This window comes from Croceitalea rosinachiae (assembly GCF_031846445.1).
GTDB classification, from domain to species: domain Bacteria; phylum Bacteroidota; class Bacteroidia; order Flavobacteriales; family Flavobacteriaceae; genus Croceitalea; species Croceitalea rosinachiae.
In genome coordinates this window covers 439,911-456,931 of sequence record NZ_JAVRHR010000003.1, presented here as the reverse complement: position 1 = coordinate 456,931, position 17,021 = coordinate 439,911, and the positions used below count along the sequence as shown (strand labels likewise).

Annotated in this window: 21 protein-coding genes; 6 read left to right on the top strand and 15 right to left on the bottom strand. The window is 36.6% G+C overall.

Annotated elements, in window-relative coordinates; all coding sequences use genetic code 11:
• Positions 1–106 precede the first annotated feature (106 nt).
• Positions 107–1,201, top strand: a complete 1,095-nt coding sequence (locus RM706_RS14690; protein WP_311352890.1) for a serine hydrolase domain-containing protein — start codon at positions 107–109, stop codon at positions 1,199–1,201.
• Here the strand turns inward: RM706_RS14690 and RM706_RS14685 are convergent, their stop codons facing one another.
• From RM706_RS14685 to recR, 12 genes are all read right to left on the bottom strand, one after another.
• Entirely contained in the window at positions 1,202–2,065 is an 864-nt protein-coding gene (locus tag RM706_RS14685) for a DUF2911 domain-containing protein (protein WP_311352888.1), read from the bottom strand. It abuts the gene before it with no gap.
• A gap of 3 nt (positions 2,066–2,068) precedes the next feature.
• Entirely contained in the window at positions 2,069–3,025 is a 957-nt protein-coding gene (gene ftsY / locus RM706_RS14680; RefSeq protein ID WP_311352887.1) for a signal recognition particle-docking protein FtsY, read from the bottom strand.
• Between the two features lie 104 nt (positions 3,026–3,129).
• Positions 3,130–3,282: a DUF4295 domain-containing protein gene (locus tag RM706_RS14675; protein ID WP_311352885.1), complete on the bottom strand. Its 153-nt coding sequence runs from the start codon at positions 3,280–3,282 to the stop codon at positions 3,130–3,132.
• A gap of 14 nt (positions 3,283–3,296) precedes the next feature.
• The gene (rpmG, locus tag RM706_RS14670; protein WP_311352882.1) at positions 3,297–3,479 is read right to left on the bottom strand and encodes a 50S ribosomal protein L33; all 183 of its coding nucleotides are present in this window, start codon (positions 3,477–3,479) and stop codon (positions 3,297–3,299) included.
• 12 nt (positions 3,480–3,491) lie between these two features.
• Entirely contained in the window at positions 3,492–3,728 is a 237-nt protein-coding gene (gene rpmB / locus RM706_RS14665; RefSeq protein ID WP_311352880.1) for a 50S ribosomal protein L28, read from the bottom strand.
• Positions 3,729–3,801: 73 nt separating this feature from the next.
• A complete protein-coding gene (locus RM706_RS14660) occupies positions 3,802–5,049 on the bottom strand; it encodes a competence/damage-inducible protein A (RefSeq protein ID WP_311352878.1) in 1,248 nt (415 codons plus the stop codon).
• Between the two features lie 79 nt (positions 5,050–5,128).
• The gene (locus RM706_RS14655; RefSeq protein ID WP_311352876.1) at positions 5,129–5,467 is read right to left on the bottom strand and encodes an Hpt domain-containing protein; all 339 of its coding nucleotides are present in this window, start codon (positions 5,465–5,467) and stop codon (positions 5,129–5,131) included.
• Complete coding sequence (locus tag RM706_RS14650; protein WP_311352874.1) at positions 5,467–6,078, bottom strand: fumarylacetoacetate hydrolase family protein; 612 nt, start codon at positions 6,076–6,078, stop codon at positions 5,467–5,469. The genes RM706_RS14655 and RM706_RS14650 overlap by 1 nt, the downstream gene beginning before the upstream one ends.
• A gap of 7 nt (positions 6,079–6,085) precedes the next feature.
• The gene (locus RM706_RS14645) at positions 6,086–6,862 is read right to left on the bottom strand and encodes a 3'-5' exonuclease (RefSeq protein ID WP_311352872.1); all 777 of its coding nucleotides are present in this window, start codon (positions 6,860–6,862) and stop codon (positions 6,086–6,088) included.
• Positions 6,863–6,868: 6 nt separating this feature from the next.
• The gene (locus RM706_RS14640) at positions 6,869–7,648 is read right to left on the bottom strand and encodes a carboxylesterase family protein (RefSeq protein WP_311352870.1); all 780 of its coding nucleotides are present in this window, start codon (positions 7,646–7,648) and stop codon (positions 6,869–6,871) included.
• Positions 7,649–7,710: 62 nt separating this feature from the next.
• Entirely contained in the window at positions 7,711–9,069 is a 1,359-nt protein-coding gene (locus RM706_RS14635; RefSeq protein ID WP_311352868.1) for a dihydrolipoamide acetyltransferase family protein, read from the bottom strand.
• 117 nt (positions 9,070–9,186) lie between these two features.
• The gene (recR, locus tag RM706_RS14630; RefSeq protein WP_311352866.1) at positions 9,187–9,807 is read right to left on the bottom strand and encodes a recombination mediator RecR; all 621 of its coding nucleotides are present in this window, start codon (positions 9,805–9,807) and stop codon (positions 9,187–9,189) included.
• Positions 9,808–9,886: 79 nt separating this feature from the next.
• Here recR and RM706_RS14625 point away from each other — a divergent pair, with 79 nt between their 5' ends.
• The 4 genes from RM706_RS14625 (at position 9,887) to RM706_RS14610 (ending at position 14,597) form a co-directional block, all read left to right on the top strand.
• Positions 9,887–11,368: a sodium:solute symporter gene (locus RM706_RS14625; protein ID WP_311352865.1), complete on the top strand. Its 1,482-nt coding sequence runs from the start codon at positions 9,887–9,889 to the stop codon at positions 11,366–11,368.
• The gene (locus tag RM706_RS14620) at positions 11,365–12,246 is read left to right on the top strand and encodes an alpha/beta hydrolase (RefSeq protein WP_311352863.1); all 882 of its coding nucleotides are present in this window, start codon (positions 11,365–11,367) and stop codon (positions 12,244–12,246) included. The genes RM706_RS14625 and RM706_RS14620 overlap by 4 nt, the downstream gene beginning before the upstream one ends.
• Positions 12,243–12,887, top strand: coding sequence for a GDSL-type esterase/lipase family protein (locus RM706_RS14615; protein WP_311352861.1), 645 nt, complete (start codon positions 12,243–12,245; stop codon positions 12,885–12,887). The genes RM706_RS14620 and RM706_RS14615 overlap by 4 nt, the downstream gene beginning before the upstream one ends.
• A 96-nt stretch (positions 12,888–12,983) precedes the next feature.
• Positions 12,984–14,597, top strand: coding sequence for a beta-N-acetylhexosaminidase (locus tag RM706_RS14610; protein WP_311352859.1), 1,614 nt, complete (start codon positions 12,984–12,986; stop codon positions 14,595–14,597).
• A gap of 14 nt (positions 14,598–14,611) precedes the next feature.
• Here the strand turns inward: RM706_RS14610 and RM706_RS14605 are convergent, their stop codons facing one another.
• The 3 genes from RM706_RS14605 to ruvX are packed head-to-tail and all read right to left on the bottom strand — an operon-like array spanning position 14,612 to position 16,099.
• A complete protein-coding gene (locus RM706_RS14605) occupies positions 14,612–15,040 on the bottom strand; it encodes a DUF5606 family protein (RefSeq protein ID WP_311352857.1) in 429 nt (142 codons plus the stop codon).
• A 53-nt stretch (positions 15,041–15,093) separates the two neighbouring features.
• A complete protein-coding gene (gene def / locus RM706_RS14600) occupies positions 15,094–15,684 on the bottom strand; it encodes a peptide deformylase (protein WP_311352855.1) in 591 nt (196 codons plus the stop codon).
• A 4-nt stretch (positions 15,685–15,688) separates the two neighbouring features.
• Complete coding sequence (gene ruvX / locus RM706_RS14595; protein ID WP_311352853.1) at positions 15,689–16,099, bottom strand: Holliday junction resolvase RuvX; 411 nt, start codon at positions 16,097–16,099, stop codon at positions 15,689–15,691.
• Between the two features lie 99 nt (positions 16,100–16,198).
• On the opposite strand from ruvX, the gene RM706_RS14590 reads away from it, so the two are divergent.
• Entirely contained in the window at positions 16,199–17,014 is an 816-nt protein-coding gene (locus RM706_RS14590) for a 2,3,4,5-tetrahydropyridine-2,6-dicarboxylate N-succinyltransferase (protein WP_311352851.1), read from the top strand.
• Positions 17,015–17,021 lie beyond the last annotated feature (7 nt).

The window sequence follows — 17,021 nt, the reverse complement described above, 5'->3', positions numbered from 1 at the left end:
AAAAATACGATAAGCCCGTGCAATTGGTCGATTTTAACGCATATTTCTTTGGGTACTACGTTAAACTTAAAAGGCTTATCAGTGTCTAAATCTAAAACCTAGCCTTATGAAAAAGTTAATCTATATTATATTTTTAGTTTGTCTGTCAATAGCTTGTTCTACTGATAATACAGAACCTACGAATACCGATACTACTGAAGAATCACAAGCTTCAAATTTATACTTTCCTCCTTCACAATCCGCAACTTGGGAAAGCGCAACTATTGCAGAACTTAACTGGAATGCTAATGGCGAACAACCTTTACAAGAATTCTTAGATGAAAACGGCACCAAGGCCTTTATCATTTTAAAAGACGGGAAAATTGTAACAGAATGGTATTTTGATGATCATACCCAAAACACGAGCTGGTATTGGGCCTCGGCAGGAAAAACTTTGACCGCTTTTACAGTTGGAGTTGCACAAGAAAATGTTTTCTTGAATATCAACGATAAAACCTCAGATTACCTTGGTCAAAATTGGACTTCTTTGGAACAAGAGAAAGAAGATTTAATCACAATTTGGCATCAACTTACTATGACATCAGGAATGAACGATTTACAATTTGATTGCGTTACCCAAGACTGTTTGACCTACGTTGCTGATGCAGGAAATCGTTGGGCATATCATAACGGGCCTTATACCTTGTTGCAAAGTGTTGTGGCCAATGCTACACAAGAAGACTGGTCTGACTATTTTAACACTAACCTAAGGGATAGAATTGGGATGGATGGTTTTTGGTTTTCAACCAACGATTTGAACAATGTATTTTTTAGCACAGCTCGCAGTATGGCGCGTTTTGGGCTTTTGAACCTAAACAATGGTATTTGGGATGGAGAAACAATTTTAGCGGATACAAACTATTTAAGCGATATGAAATCAACTTCTCAAAATATTAATGATGCCTATGGGTATTTATGGTGGTTGAATGGAAAATCAACTTATCGTGCCCCTAGTTCACAATTAGAATTTAATGGAGAATTGATACCCAATGCGCCAGCAGACACCTATTCCGGGTTGGGTAAAAATGATCAAAAGTTATATGTAGTTCCAAGCCAAAACTTAGTAATTGTTAGAATGGGTGAAGATGCTGGCGAAAGCCTTTTAGGCCCTTCAAGTTTTGACAATGAGCTTTGGGGCTTGCTCAACGATTTGATGAATTGACTACTTTTCGAGAAGTACCTGCCATTTTTCAATATTCTTTTCGTTCATGCGGACAAACTCATCCTTTTCTAATTCCCGCACAATTTTAAGTGATTTTTTTGCTGATGAGATAGCTGCTTTATAATCCCATAGTTTAGCTTCCACCAGACTTTTGACCCGATGAAAATAATAGGTATCACCACCTAATTCCAATGCTTTATTCAAATATACCAAAGCTCTTTCAAAATCTTTTCCTTGTTCTTGAAGGTATCGTCCAGATTCATAATAAGTTTGAGCAGTAGGGTTTTCTTTGATTTGCTTTGCAATCTCCAATTCCATTTGCGAATGGGTATCTACGTTAAAAGGAATGGTTATCTGGGTTGATTCCCAAATTAAATTCAGGCTAAAAGAATTATGGGTAATGGAATCAAAAGCAATTAAAAAGTTTTCTTGGTGATAGGGTATTACGTGGGGCTTTACTTTAATTCTAAATGCATCTTCTGCCGGATTGTAATTTTTACGCCCATCACCCCAATGTGTTATATTGGTATGGAAAGCAATTTCCCATTCCTCTCTCTTAGGGAAAGCATATAATGCATACGTTCCTTTTGGCAGCGAATTCCCTTTGACTTCCACATCAGTATTAATAGTGATTTTGGTGCTTTCATTCGCACCAACACGCCAAATACGACCATAAGGCACTAGCCCACCGATTACTTTTCTTCCTCTTACTGCTGGTCTGGAGTATTCGATTGAAATTTTAGATAAGCCTATTTCTTGCTCAATTTGAGCGAAAGGACTCGATTTTGGGTAAGTTATTTGTGAGTTAACAACAGTGTTTACTAGAACACACAAAATGATTGAAAACAAATTACTTTTCGGCATATTTTAAACCTTAAAAAAAGAATCTACAAACTCGTATTTATTAAAAACCTGTAGGTCTTCAATACCTTCACCTACCCCTATGTATTTTACGGGTATTTGAAATTGGTCTGAAATTCCGATGACCACACCACCTTTTGCGGTACCATCTAATTTAGTGACCGCTAATGAAGATACTTCGGTGGCTTTAGTAAACTGTTTTGCTTGTTCAAAAGCATTTTGCCCAGTCGAGCCATCCAACACCAATAACACCTCATGTGGTGCCTCTGGCACCACTTTTTGCATTACCCGTTTTACCTTGGACAACTCGTTCATCAGGTTCACTTTATTATGTAAGCGCCCTGCTGTATCAATTAAAACAACATCTGCTTCATCTGCCACAGCAGAATTTAAAGTATCAAAAGCCACGGATGCGGGGTCGCTGCCCATTTTTTGTTTGATAATAGGTACTTCTACTCGATTGGCCCAAACCTCTAATTGGTCAATAGCTGCTGCCCGAAACGTATCGCCAGCCCCTAAAACCACTTTCAATCCTTTATTCTTGAATTGATTCGCCAATTTACCAATAGTCGTCGTCTTACCTACTCCATTGACACCAACCACCATAATTACATGGGGTTTGTGCGTAGTTGGCAAAGCAAAATCAGTATCCTCACCCACATGGGTTTCAGAAAGTAAACCAGCAATCTCCTCACGAAGAATCTGGTTCAATTCATTTGCCCCTAAATATTTGTCTCTTGAAACACGTTCTTCAATGCGCTCAATAATCTTTAAAGTGGTATCAACGCCAACATCAGAAGTTACCAATACCTCTTCTAAATTATCCAATACCTCATTGTCAACTTTTGATTTACCGGCAACCGCTTTGTTTAACTTACCAAAAAAACTACTTTTTGTCTTTTCAAGGCCTTTATCTAGGGTCTCTTTTTTGTCTTTAGAGAATATATTTTTAAACAAACTCATGGATGATTATTGTTGTAAATCAAAGATAGGAAAGTAAGGGCAGTTTTGTTAAACTAAAAAAGCCGCTAAATAGCGGCTTCTTATATATGTGTTCTTGTATAAGATTATTTTTTAGATAACCAATCGTTTACCAACTCTGGTGACATTACGGACTCGACGAATGTGTATGCACCTGTTTTTGGTGACTTTACCATTTTAATGGCTTTTGTCAATCTCTTTGAACTTCCTTGTAAAGTTGCTACGGTCTTCTTTGCCATGGCTTATAAGTCTTTTATTTAATTTCTTTATGAACTGTCATACGCTTAAGAATAGGATTAAATTTCTTAATCTGCATTCTATCAGGCGTGTTCTTTTTATTCTTTGTAGTTATGTAACGAGAAGTGCCTGGCATACCTGATTCTTTATGCTCCGTACATTCTAGTATAACTTGGATTCTATTGCCTTTCTTTGCCATTTTTCTAATCTTTTACTTCACAAAACCTTTAGCCCTTGCGTCTTTCAAAGCAGCAGAGATACCTTTCTTGTTAATAATTTTGATTCCTTTTGAAGAAACATTAAGGGTTACCCACTTATCTTCTTCTGGAATGTAGAATTTCTTTTTGGAAATATTGACGTCGAATCTTCTCTTCGTTTTATTGATAGAGAAAGAAACGTTGTTACCAAACATCACCTTTTTTCCTGTAACTTCACAAACTTTGGACATCTCCCTAACTTTTGAGTGATTTTATTGAGGGTGCAAATTTAGTTATTTCTGTTAGACAGACAAAAATTAATTCTCAAAATTTCAGAATTTCTTTTTGAAGTAATTCAAAAGCTTTATTGACCGACTTTTGAACGATACGTTCGCGATGATTACCCATCGTAAATTTCTGAGCAAAAGTATGTTCCGGTGTGCTTATCCCAATAAAAACCGTACCGACCGGTTCTTCAGAATCACCTTTGGTCGGGCCTGCGTTTCCTGTGGTAGCTATAGCAAAATCAGTATCTAAAATTTGCTTGGCATTTCGTGCCATGGCGACTGCCACCTCTTCACTTACAACCGAATGTGTTTTGATAAGGTCTTCATCAACCCCTAGTAGCTTTATTTTAGTTTCTGTGGCATAACTGACCACACTACCCTTGAAATAGTTTGAAGCACCAGGAATAGCCGTTAACTGTTCTGCAATTTTCCCTCCGGTAAAACTCTCCGCGGTAGCTAAAGTCATTTCTTTTTGAGTAAGCAGGTTTGCAATAAGAGCCTCTAAACTTTCATCTTCCTCTTCCCCATAAATGATATCTCCAATAAGCGGATATAATTTTTTAGCTTCAATATTGACCAAGTCTTGAAGTGATTTTTTGTTTTCTCCCTTTGCAGTCAATCTTAATCGAACGCGACCTAAACTTGGAAGATATGCTAGTCTAATTGGGGCAGGAAGGCTATTTTCCCAATCCTCAATACTATTTGCGATTGCGCTTTCGCCCAAACCATAAGTCATTATGGTCTTATGGATAATATGGGGGCGTTTATACTTTCTAATGATTCGTGGAAGTACTTCCTTACTAATCAACCCTTTCATTTCAAAAGGTACGCCCGGTAAGGAAATAAATGACGTACCCTCTTTTTCCATCCATAATCCAGGAGCTGTACCAAAATCATTCTGAAGCACATCAGCTTTGGTTGGCACTAGAGCTTGTAATCTGTTCAAATCTGAAATGGGAGTAGAAATGTATTTATCAAAAAGCATTTCTATATGAGACAGCACATCTTTATTTTGTACCAAAGTATCATCAAAATACTCGCAAAGTGTATGCTTGGTAATATCATCTTTGGTAGGACCAAGACCACCAGTAATAATAACAACTTGGCTCCTTTGATTGGCTGCCCTTAGTACATCTAATATATGCTGTCTGTCATCTTGAACAGAAGTGATTTGATAGACAGAAACCCCAATCTTGTTTAATTCTTTTGCAATAAAAGCGGAATTAGAATCCACTATTTGACCAATCAATATTTCATCACCTATCGTAATGATTTCTGCCTGCATAGTATACTTTTAAATATATTGATGTCATCATCAAAATTCAAAAATAACCAAAACGAATTTTATGAATACTAGGAATAACTTAGACGTTAAAATCTTTTTGTAGTTCAGAAATTACTTGTTCAACATCTTTCTTTAGCAAAGGGAATTTAGCTATAATATCTTCCATATTACCAGCAGTTTTACCCAAAGTTTCTATTTCTAATGCGTTGGCCCGTGTTTGTTCCATACCCAAGAGGTCTACATTGGGTTTTATTTTATGTGCCATCTTATATATCTGATCAAAATCCTTCTCATCAATCGCACTTTCTAAAGCACTTAAATCTTCAGGAACTTCTTCCAGAAAAACTGAAACAACGGAAAGTATGAAATCTTCATCACCTTCAGCCAATTCATTAATCTTATCTAGGGTGTAAATCATTATTTTACATTAATTGCAAAAATTTGCTCATCTTCAATTCTCCCTTGAAGGTAATCATTTGCAACTACTTTTCCAACACCAGCTGGAGTACCAGTAAAGAGAATATCGCCCTTTTTGAGCGTAAAATAGGTGGAAACGTAAGAAATTAACTCATCTATCTTCCACAACATCAGCGAAGTATCTCCTTTTTGTACAATTTCCCCATTCTTTAACAATGAAAACCCTAATTTGTCTATTTTTTCGTACTTTTCTTTTTGTAACCACTTACCAACTACTGCAGATCCATCAAAACCTTTTGCTTTTTCCCATGGTAAACCTTTTGCCTTTAACCCTGACTGTAAATCCCGTGCTGTGAAATCTATTCCTAAACCAATCTCATCATAATACTTGTGCGAAAACTTTTCAGATATGTGTTTGCCGAGCTTTTTTATTTTTACTAAAATCTCAACCTCATAATGAACTTCATTGGAGAATTCAGGAATATAAAAATCTTGTTCTTTTGGTAGTATTGCGGAGTCGGGTTTGATGAAAACTACAGGTTCTGAAGGACGTTCATTGCTAAGTTCGTCAATATGGGCAGCATAATTTCTGCCAATGCAAATTAATTTCATAAAGGCTTTATGAGAGTTTATTATTGAGTTTGCTCAGCTTAAGCTGTGTCAACACCTTCTTAGTGTATAAAGGGAAGTCAGCATTTAAAATCCAGCCAAAATAACCAGGCTCCTTTTCCATTACCTCATCAACAGTTTTTCCTTTATGCTTTCCAAAAGCAAAAATGGGTTGATCATCTTTATTAACCCCAATAAAGCCAGCAAAATCTAAAGATTGTTTACGGGTAGTAAATTCAGATAGTTTTTTTGTATTGTTCTCTAAGTCAGGATAACGCTCTAATTGTGATAAAAGAACCTCATAAGTGGCCAAGGTATCTGCTTCTGCGCTATGCGCACCTTCTAAATCTTTATCACAATAAAATTTATAAGCTGCGCCAAGAGTTCGCTTCTCCATTTTGTGAAAAATTGTTTGGACGTCCACGGAAACCATATGTTTCATATCAAAGTCAACATCAGCACGAAGCATTTCTTCAGCTAAAAGTGGAATATCAAATCTGTCTGAATTGAAACCAGCCAAATCACTGTCTTTTATCATTTTATAGATTTCTTTTGACAGTTGTTTAAAATTAGGTTCTTTGGCTACTTTATCATTAGAGATGCCATGTACGGCTATTACCTCTGCTGGAATTTCCATTTCAGGGTTTACCAACCATGTTTTGCTCTCTTTATTTCCGTTCGGAAATACCTTTAAAATAGATATCTCAACAATACGGTCCTTTGCTACGTTGGTCCCTGTCGTTTCTAGGTCAAAAAAACAAATTGGTTTAGTAAGTTTGAGTTGCATAAGTATTTATTTAGATATGGAAAAAAGCCAAGGCAACAATTCTGCTTCCGCAAAAGCATTGTCCCAGCTATTATGACCTACATTTGGATATAAAGAATACGTGACATCCGAACTCACCTTTTGTAATGCATTTACCATTTGAGTAGAATATATAGGCGGTACAGCCTCATCAGCATCTCCATGGAATACCCACCAATGCGTTTTCTTTATTTTATTCGCAATTACAGGATTAGCCCCGCCACAAATTGGAAATGCCGCTATGAACATTCTGGGATTTCGCCTTACCAATTCAAAAGTACCCATCCCGCCCATTGATAATCCACCCACATACATTTGGTCTTTATTAATGTTATACTTCTCTTTCAAATGCTTTATCAATCCTTCCAATAATAGCATATCGGCAGTAGGTTTGGCTTTCTTATAAAATGTAAACTCACGATTAGCCAATTGACCTCCATAACCCACCTTGGCCCATGAACTATTTGCTTTACATTGAGGAAATACAACAATGGCTGGGTAGTTTTCACGAACCTCGTCTTTTAAAAACAAACTAGAACCATGCACCAATTGAGATTCATTGTCATTCCCACGTTCGCCGGACCCATGCAAAACCAATATCAAAGGATATTGTTTCTGTTCATCAAAGTCTTTTGGTAATAGTATTCGATAGGGCATAGCTCCATTATCCATTTCAAATACCTGCTTTTGGTAAGATGCTACATCCTGGGCATTAAGATTTACCAAACAAAAAAGAGCAGTAACTACAATAAAGAAAAATGACTTCATTTGTTCTTAAATTTTGACTACCCTAAAATTAGAAAAGTATACGCAGAAAAAGGGAACAATAACTAGATTTCTCGATTAACATCCCAAGCTTCTAAGTAATCAGCAACTGCTTTAACAAACATTCCACCCAAAGCCCCATTAACAACCCTGTGATCATAGCTGTGCGATAAGAACATTTTGCTTCTAACTCCAATAAAGTCTCCTTCGGGAGTTTCAATTACTGATGGCATTTTTCGAATAGCCCCTAAAGCTAAAATACCTACTTGAGGTTGATTAATTATAGGTGTGCCAAAAATACTACCAAATGTACCTACGTTAGTAACTGTATAGGTTCCATCTTTGATATCATCTGGTTTGAGCTGATTGTTTCTTGCACGATTAGCCAAATCATTCACTGTTTTTGCCATCCCAACTAAGTTTAATCTATCAGCATTTTTTATTACCGGTACAATCAAATTACCGTCGGGCAAGGCAGCAGCCATGCCAATATTTATATTCCTTTTTTTGATAACGGTGTCACCATCTAAAGAAATATTGACCATAGGATATTTTTTTAAGGCAACAGCAACGGCCTCCATAAAAATAGGTGTAAACGTAAGCTTCTCACCTTCGCGTTCTTCAAAGGATCTCTTTGTTTTATTTCTCCAATTGACCACATTGGTCACATCAACTTCGACAAAACTTTGTACGTGGGCAGAATTTGAAATACTCTCTACCATATGATGCGCGATTAACTTGCCCATTCTGGTCAGTGGTATGCGTTCATCACCCGAGACAGATTCAACCTTCTTCGATTTTAGAACTTCTGCAACTGGTTTAATAACAGCAGTCTTTTCTTCTCTCGGCATATCAGGTTTGACCTGAATTTCTTCCACAAACTTAATTTTGCCACTACTTCTATTATCAATAAATGCCAGTATATCATTCTTGGTAACACGACCTTCCTTTCCTGTCCCTTGAATTGCATCCAGCTCCGTGATTGAAATACCTTCTTGTTTAGCTATATTTTTAACTAATGGAGAATAAAAACGCTCAGAATTAGAAAGGTCATAGATAGGGGTTGCTACAGTTTCCTTAGCAATGGAAAGTTCCTTTTCAATCTGGGCAACAGGTGTTTCAATGTTTTTCTCTACAACAACTGGAGCAATTTCTACTTGCCCCTCGCTTTGTTCAAAAGCACCATCTACCTCGATTACAGCAACTACTTCACCAACTTTAATGACATCATCAACATCAAATCTTTTCTCAACAAGTTTCCCTTCGACCTCGCTGGGCACTTCAGAATCTACCTTATCCGTAGCTATTTCGAAGATCGCTTCATCAAGTTCTACGGTATCTCCAACTTCTTTAAGCCAAGTCGTCAGTGTCGCTTCGGCAACACTTTCTCCCATCTGAGGTAATTTCAATTCAAAATTTGGCATATTCTTAATTAAAGTATCGTTTACGGCTTATTTTTTGCAAAAATACTACAAAAATGTCCTTATTTCTGATTTAAACGTATTAAATATAATATTTCGTATTCCTATTTTGTTCTAAATTCAATTTGCTTTCATTGAGTTTTCAAAGGGCACTCTATTTAAAATACTTCGACCTAAAGTCACTTCATCTGCATATTCTAATTCATCACCAACAGCTATTCCTCTGGCAATGGTAGAAGTAGTCACGTCAATACCTTCTAACTGTTTATAAATATAAAAGTTGGTAGTGTCACCTTCCATAGTCGAGCTCAAAGCAAAAATCAACTCTTTTATATTGCCTTCTTTTATTTTAGTTATCAAGGGAACAATATTAAGGTCTTGAGGACCAATACCTTCCATGGGGGATATTTTTCCCCCTAAGACATGATAAAGTCCTTGATATTGAGAAGTGTTTTCTATGGCCATTACATCTCGAATATCTTCCACAACACAGACCAATGAGGCATCTCTTTTGGGGTTGGCACATATTTCGCACAATTCAGTATCAGAAATGTTGTAGCACGAACTACAGAAATTAATTTCTGTCCTAAGCTTTAAAATTGCTTCTGCTAACAATGTGGTTTGTTGCTCTGGCTGCTTTAAAAGATGTAAAACCAGGCGCAATGCTGTCCGCTTGCCGATTCCTGGTAGCTGAGATACCTCGTAAACTGCATTCTCCAATAGCTTTGATGCGTATTCCATTCGTATAGTTGAGCAAGTAAAATTACGATTTTACATTTATGATTAGAGATATTTGTACTTTGCATTACAAATTGATTTTATGACCGCTACTCAAATTATACTCCTTATAGTAGCCTATTTTATTGTACTCCTTCTGATTTCCTATTTCACAGGGAAAAACGATTCTAATGCTGATTTTTTTAAAGCAGGAAAGAAATCTCCTTGGTATTTGGTTGCTTTTGGTATGGTAGGAGCATCGCTGTCTGGAGTGACATTTATTTCGGTTCCAGGCTGGGTAGAAGCCTCACAATTCGGGTATTTTCAAGTCGTCTTGGGGTATTTAGTGGGTTATTTTGTAGTTGCATTTGTGCTACTTCCAATTTACTACAAACTCAACCTTACCTCTATTTATGAATATTTACTTGAACGATTTGGGAAAGTAAGTCATAAGACAGGTGCTTTTTTCTTTTTTGTATCCCGTGTATTGGGGGCGGCTTTTAGGTTATACCTAGTTGCAATTGTTTTACAGCAATTTGTATTTGATGATTTCGGAATTCCTTTCGAAATTACCGTAATCATTTCTATTTTATTGATTTGGATTTACACTAACAAAGGGGGAATCAAAACCATCGTCTGGACAGATACGCTACAAACCGCCTTTATGATTGCTGCTGTTGTCTTATCTATTATTTTAATCAATCGGGAATTGGATTGGAGCTTTGGTGAGTTTTTGGTTTCTGAAGAATTAAAACAATACAATAAAGTATTATTCACTGAAGATTTTTTGGCTCGTAATCATTTTATCAAATCTTTTGTGGGTGGCATGTTTGTTACCATATGTATGACAGGGCTTGATCAGGATATGATGCAAAAAAACCTGACCTGCAAAAATTTAAAAGACGCTCAAAAAAACATGGTTTCTTTCAGTTTTGTATTGGTTGGTGTTACTTTTTTGTTCATGCTCTTAGGCGCACTTTTATTCATGTATGCTAACCAAAACACTATCACAATGCCATTAATGGATGGAAACCCAAAAACCGATTTGCTCTTCCCTGAAATAGCATTAAACAGTGGACTTGGATTAACGCTTTCCATCACTTTTATGCTGGGGCTTATAGCCGCAGCCTATAGCAGTGCTGATAGCGCATTAACTTCGTTGACCACATCTTTTTGTGTAGATTTTCTGAATTTAGAAAAGAAAGAAGAAGCAGAAAAAAAGCGTGTTCGCAAAAGAACCCATATTTGGATGAGTCTTGCACTAATCATAGTGATTATTGCCTTTAAATACATATTGAGCAGCAATGTGATTGACAGTTTGTTGACCGTAGCTGGGTATACCTATGGTCCATTGCTCGGGCTATTTGCCTTTGGTATTTTTACCAAACATAAAATTAAAGATAGATATGTATGGATTGTCAGTATTTTATCGGTAATACTAATTGCAATAATTGCCAATGTAGACAAAGCTTATTTAGGAGGATATGTTTTAGGGTATGAATTATTACCTTTAAATGGCCTATTGACCTTTTTTGGTCTTTGGTGTATTCGCCATAAAAACAACAACTTAAAAAATACTAGATGAAGGCTTTAATCTTTTCATTTTTATTTATTTCTATCTGCACGGTTTTCTCACAAGAAATAGTGAAACTGCCGCATAATACCATTGACGGGGTTACATGGACGAATCCGGAAAAAGAATACTTTTCCAATATTTGGATGACCCAAGTTGTGACTAATGTATCTGAACCAACCATGCAGGTTTATAGACCAACCAAAGAAAGTAACACGGGTACTGCAGTTATAATAGCGCCAGGGGGAGGCCTTTATGCCCATAGTATCAATAGTGAGGGCAATGAGGTGGCCAAATGGTTAGCTAAAAAAGGGATAACCGGTTTTGTATTAAAATATAGATTGGTTCCCACTGGTGAAGATGGGGTTGCAGACATCACCAAGTTATCGCAAACGAATCCACAAAAAATTGGAGAAGAAGTTGCCAAGGTTATGCCATATTCTATTCAAGATGGTTTAAATGCGATTTCTCACATCCGCGAAAATGCCTTAAACTATGGAATTGATCCAGAAAAAATTGGCTTTATGGGCTTCTCTGCGGGGGGTTCGGTAACTATGGGAGTTTCTTATAATTACGAAGAAAAGAACCGTCCTGATTTTTTAGTTCCTGTTTATGCTTGGACGGATGCAATGGCCGTTCAAACACCCAAAGAAGATGCTCCACCCATGTTAGTTGTTTGTGCCACTGACGACCCACTTGGTTTAGCAAAAGGTTCTATTGACCTGTATTTGTCAATGTTCAATGCAGGAAAAATTGTTGGTCTACATATGTATTCTAAGGGCGGCCATGGTTTTGGAATGCGAAAAAACGGATTACCATCAGACACTTGGATAGAACGTTTTCATGATTGGTCAATAGTAGAAGGAATCACTAAAGTTAAAATTCAATGATCAAATATTTTTCAATTCTCTTAATCGTCTTTGTCTCTATTCAGTCTACTGCCCAAAATGCCTTTCAAAAGGAAGTTGACAGTATTACTAGACGTAACGATAGTCTTTGGGACAATAACAAAGAAACCATTGTATTTACAGGGAGTTCGAGTATTCGGTTCTGGACAGATGTACAAGAACGTTTTCCAAAATATCAAATTTTAAATTCCGGTTTTGGAGGTTCACAGACTGCAGATTTATTATATCATTTAGATAAGTTGGTTTTGCGATACCAACCAGTCCAAGTATTTATCTATGAAGGGGATAACGATGTTTTTGCAAGAAAAAGGCCTCGTCAAATTATCAAAACTACTCAAGAGGTCTTACAACAGATTCAAACTAAATTACCAAATTCAGAAATCGTTTTGATTTCAGCCAAACCCAGTATCTCACGTTGGAAACTAAAAGGAAAATACAAACGGTTAAATAAACGTTTTTCAAAAATCGCTTCAGAAAATCCTAGAATCAGTTATGCCGATGTTTGGGATATTATGCTTAATGGTAGAAAAGTTAGAACAGATATCTTTATTGAAGATGGGCTTCATATGAACAAATTGGGTTACGATCTCTGGTATGAAAAAATCAAATCTTTTTTACCATAATACTATCAAAGTTTGAAAAAATAATACAAATCTTTATGACTTTTTCTCTCGTACCTTTGAGTTTAGTCAAAAGTTTAACCCTTCATAAAACTAGCTATGCTTAAATCTGCAATTTATAAAGGTATAATTGTATATACTGCGCTATTATTTTGTTTCGCCTGTACTGAACCAAAAAAAGAAGTACTTGTTCCCGATATCGATTTAGCTGAAGAAGCCCTGATTCCAATGCCTTTAAAGGTCATCCCAACAAATTCTGCATTTGCGTTAGATCAATTCACCGCGATATACACCTCATCAAGCGATAGCAGTCTTGCTGATATAGGAGCGTTTTTATCAACTAAAATTCAGTCAAAAACGGGGTTAAGACTACCTGTAAATGATACGGAAGGGAGTACAGTAGATCGTATTATTTTTATTAACCAAACTGAAAATTTGGAACTGAAAGAACATGAAGCCTACCAACTATACATTAACAAAGATTCATTGATTTTAAACGCAAAAACTACTGAAGGAGCTTTTAGAGGAATACAAACACTAAGGCAGTTAATTCCGGAAAAAAGCAACGACACCTTGAATGAGCATTCCATTTGGCCTATTCCCTCAGGTAAAATTATAGATGAACCAAATTTTGAGTTTAGAGGGGCAATGCTTGATGTTGCGCGTCACTTTTTTGGTGTAGATGAAGTCAAAAAGTTTATTGACATACTTGCCTATTACAAAATCAATGTATTGCACATGCATTTGACCGATGATCAAGGTTGGCGGATTGAGATAAAATCTTGGCCAAGGCTTACAGAAATAGGTGGTAGTACAGAGGTAGGTGGTGAATCTGGAGGTTTTTATACGCAAGAAGAATATAAAGAACTCGTGGCATATGCCAGCAAGCACCATATGATGATAATTCCTGAAGTCGATATGCCAGGTCATACCAACGCAGCGTCAGTTTCCTATCCATTCTTAAATGGCAATGGAAAAACACCTAAACTATACGAGGGAACCCATGTTGGTTTTAGTACATTTGACACTCGCAAAGACACCGTTTATTCTTTCATTGATGATGTTGTTCGAGAAATATCTCAGATGAGCCCAGGCCCATATTTTCATATTGGTGGTGATGAAAGTCACGTTACTAAGAAAAATGATTATAAATACTTTGTAGAACGTGTTGAAAAAATCGTTCAGAAACATGGAAAGAGAATGATTGGTTGGGATGAAGTGGCCACGGCAGATATAGATTCAACCTCAATTACACAATTCTGGAATAGCGAAGACAATGCAAGATCTGCCGTTAAGAAAGGAATGCAGGTTATTCTCTCGCCTGCAAAAAAAGCATATTTAGATATGCAATATGATCCATTATCAAAATATGGGTTGCACTGGGCTGCCTATATTCCCGTTGATTCTGCCTACGTGTGGACTCCTGAAACTTATAGTGGAATTGACAATGAAAACATTTTAGGTGTTGAGGCGCCGCTTTGGTCAGAGACCATTAGCAATTCTTCTGAGTTGGAGTATCTAGCGTTCCCAAGAGCAATTGGTTATTCTGAACTGAGCTGGTCTACAGAAGAAAACAGGGATTGGGAAAACTATAAAGTTAGACTGGCGAAACAAGCTCCATTCTTAGAACGAATGAATGTAAATTATTATCCTTCAAAATTAATAGACTGGGAGAAAAGCAAACATACTGTCGAAACAATTAAAAAAGACTAGAGTAGAAAAAAATTTTACTCCTCTTCACTTTTGGCAACTTCTTCATCATCTGTATCAGAAAAGTCTGTGATACCTTGTTCGTGAAGAATGTTATACCATTGAATTATTTTTTTAATATCGCTGGCATATACCCTATCCTCATCATAGTTTGGTAATATTTCAAAGAAGTATTCTTCTAATTTTAACTTATCCTCTTTATGACCTACTGATGTCTTCTCACCTTTTTCTTTATCCTTAATTTTTTGGAAAACATCTTTTAGGGGAACCTCCTCTTCCAAAGTGTAAATTGCAATTTCCGATAATACACTTACATTATTTTGCAAACTTACAGTCACTCTTTTGCCGTCTAATAAAGATTCTCCAACAAAACCGGCTCGGGTTTGTGTCAATAATTTATAAAGTCCTGGTTTACCCCCTATCGATAAGATTTTATCTAAAGCCATTTAAAACAATTTAGTGCGCGCAAATTTATACTTTTCATTAAAAATATGAGTGATTAGCGTCCTTTTTTAAGATTAGGAAAGCGCATTTTATAATCTACGTTTATTTTTCCTTTAGAAATTTTATCCAACCTACTTTTTAGCAATCGCTTTTTTAAAGACGATAGTTTATCTGTAAACAAAATACCTTCTATATGATCGTATTCATGTTGAATTACACGCGCAACTAATCCATCATAAATTTCTGTACGTGTTTTAAAGTTTTCATCTTGGTAAGAAATTGTAATCGTATCTTTTCTATTGACATCTTCTCTAATATCAGGTATGCTCAAACATCCTTCATTGAAAGCCCAATCTTCACCAGTTTCCTCTTCAATCTTCGCATTGATAAATACTTTCTTGAAGCCTTTCAAAACTTCTTGTTCTTCTTTGCTCAAGTCCTCATCATCTGCAAAAGGGGTAGCATCAATCACAAATAATCTTAACGAAAGTCCTACCTGGGGTGCGGCTAATCCAACACCACTAGCTTTATACATGGTTTCCCACATATTTGCTATTAATTCTTTCAATTTAGGGTGACCAGCATTGATATCTGATGCTCTTTTTCGCAAAACGGGGTCACCGTAGGCAACAATGGATAAAATCATAGGTTTAAATTCTTTCAAGATAAGATTGTAAGATTAAGGTGGCGCTAATCTCATCAACTAGTGCTTTGTCTTGTCTCTTTTTTTTTTTCACTCCGCCAGCCAACATGCTTTGCATGGCCATTTTTGAGGTAAAACGTTCATCTTGTCGTTCAACTCTTACCTTAGGAAACTGCTTTTCAAGTTTTTTTAAAAAAATTTGAATCAAAGCTTCCGATTCCGAAGCCGTTCCATCCATTTGTTTGGGTTCTCCCAAAATAATACGCTCTACATCTTCATTGGCCAAATACTTCTTTAAAAATTCCAATAACTCTTTAGTTGGAACAGTTGTAAGACCTGATGCTATCAACTGCATTTCATCAGTGACAGCTATTCCTGTGCGTACTTTTCCATAATCCAAAGCCAATATTCGAGCCAATCTTGAAATTTTGGCAAAAATAAACCTAAAATTGTTATGCATTTAAATTTGACCAAAATATTGTGATGGTTAAGATTATATTTACCAAAAATTTAGAACATGTATGCACTTCGAACTCGAATTGAAAATGCCTGGGATAACCGAGAGCTTTTAAAAGATCAAGAAACCCAAAATGCTATTCGAGAGGTTATTTCAATGCTAGATGATGGAAAATTACGTTGCGCTGAACCCTCTTTAGACGGTTGGCAAATCAATGAATGGGTCAAAAAAGGTGTTGTACTTTACTTTCCTATTCAAAAAATGGAAACCCTAGAAGCAGGAATCTTTGAATATCATGACAAGATTCCGTTGAAGCGTGGGTATGAACAAAAAGGTATTCGGGTTGTTCCACATGCTGTTGCTAGACATGGGGCATACATTTCAAACGGGACTATATTAATGCCAAGTTATGTGAATATTGGTGCATATGTAGATGAAGGTACCATGGTAGATACTTGGGCCACAGTGGGTAGCTGTGCCCAGATTGGTAAAAATGTTCACCTTAGCGGTGGCGTAGGAATTGGCGGAGTATTAGAACCCTTACAAGCGGCGCCTGTTATTATAGAAGATAATTGCTTTATTGGTTCTCGCTGTATTGTTGTTGAGGGGGTACGAGTAGAAAAAGAAGCTGTTTTAGGGGCCAATGTGGTGCTAACGGGATCAACAAAAATAATTGATGTGACCGGTAACCAGCCTGTTGAAAGAAAAGGAGTCGTCCCTTCTGGTTCTGTAGTAATTCCTGGTAGTTATACCAAAAAATTCAATGCGGGCGAATATCAAGTGCCTTGTGCCCTTATTATTGGAAAAAGAAAAGAAAGCACCAACAAGAAAACCTCATTGAATGACGCACTTCGCGAGTATAATGTAGCCGTTTAGTATCTTT